Here is a 1,248-nt window from a genome sequence, read left to right as displayed (position 1 = left end):
AAAATATTTAAAATTTAACTATCCGTTAATATTATATATTAACATTTGACTTAAGAAATAAGAAAAATTACTTTATTATCTTTCGTTTTATAACAATTTTTGCCCTATAAAAGATTTATTGAGTGGTTTTATTTAAATAAGATGGAAACGTTGGACCAAAGAAGGTATTTCTTCTTGTTTTAAACTTTTTTTAGTTTTTTAGTAAAAAAGTCTTTATCTTGTCAAAAAAACGTATAATGGAGTTATTATATCAGATAAAAAGTGAAAAAATTATGAAGAAAAACAATTTATGGATTAATATAAAAAGCCTAAAAAAAATCCAAATAACTGCTATTATCGTAATAGTGATCATTTTTTTCTTTTTTTAGCGTTTATAAGTGGTTTAAAAACTTTCGGAAAACAACTCCTATCCTTCATTTTCTGTTCCAGAAAACACTTCCCAACCAATAAACAAAAATAATATCTCACAAGATGATAAGCAAAAAGATCCTATTTTAAAGGACAAAATCAACCTTACCCCTTATTTAGAATATTCTGATAAAGAAGGCAACACCATCAGAGAATGCCGTTTTTTTGAACATATGTAACCAAAGCGGTTGATAATTTAAACCAGTTAAAAGTTCTTCAAAAACCTTGTATTTTCCATTCCGACCAAGAACCTCAATATACAGCGAAAGTTTTTCAAAATTTATTAAAACAAAAAGGTTATCGCCAAAGTTGCTCTAATGAAGGTGTTTCTTCTCAAAACAGTTGTATAGAGTCTTTTTGGTCTAATTTTAAAGGCGAACAACTTTATTTAAGAGATTTAGAAAACACGAACACTAAAAATTAAAAAAATGATTACTCAATATATTTATTATTACAACCGCAAAAGAAGTATGAAATATTTAAATTATTTTTCTCCTAAAAATTTTAAAATGCGTCAAAATATCCCTTTTAATTTTCCTAAAAAAGGTAATAAAATCAATAAATAAGTCTTTTTATCAACCTTTTAAAAAAGAGTTTTTTTACAATATAATAGGGTTAAAATATATAAAAAAGGCTTTAAAAGTGAAAAAACCTTTCTTAAAAAGGATTTTGATATGGTTAGAAGTATTTGAGAGTTAGAAAAGAAGCTTTTCTGAGTTTTTTTAGAGAAGATGATTTGGGAAGAGTATTAAATCAATTCCTTAGGAATCAGTTTTATTATAAAAATAAAAAAACCCTCTTAAACGCTAGATATTTAGCATTTTCAACCCAAAATAATAG

General features: G+C 24.9%; 1 protein-coding gene. It reads left to right on the top strand.

Annotated elements, in window-relative coordinates:
• Window positions 1–836: 836 nt before the first annotated feature.
• Window positions 837–974, top strand: a complete 138-nt coding sequence (locus tag RI76_RS03050) for a hypothetical protein (RefSeq protein ID WP_017192155.1) — start codon at window positions 837–839, stop codon at window positions 972–974.
• Window positions 975–1,248 lie beyond the last annotated feature (274 nt).

Origin of the sequence: Milkweed yellows phytoplasma str. MW1 (assembly GCF_000309485.1) — a bacterium.
Taxonomy (GTDB): domain Bacteria; phylum Bacillota_I; class Bacilli_A; order Acholeplasmatales; family Acholeplasmataceae; genus Phytoplasma.
Note: the sequence above shows the minus strand (reverse complement) of the source record. Positions and strands in the feature narration are given on the sequence as shown.

Coding starts and splice junctions, on each gene's coding strand:
- RI76_RS03050 (WP_017192155.1), top strand. CDS start 837: ATGATTACTCAATATATTTATTATTACAACCGCAAAAGAAGTATGAAA.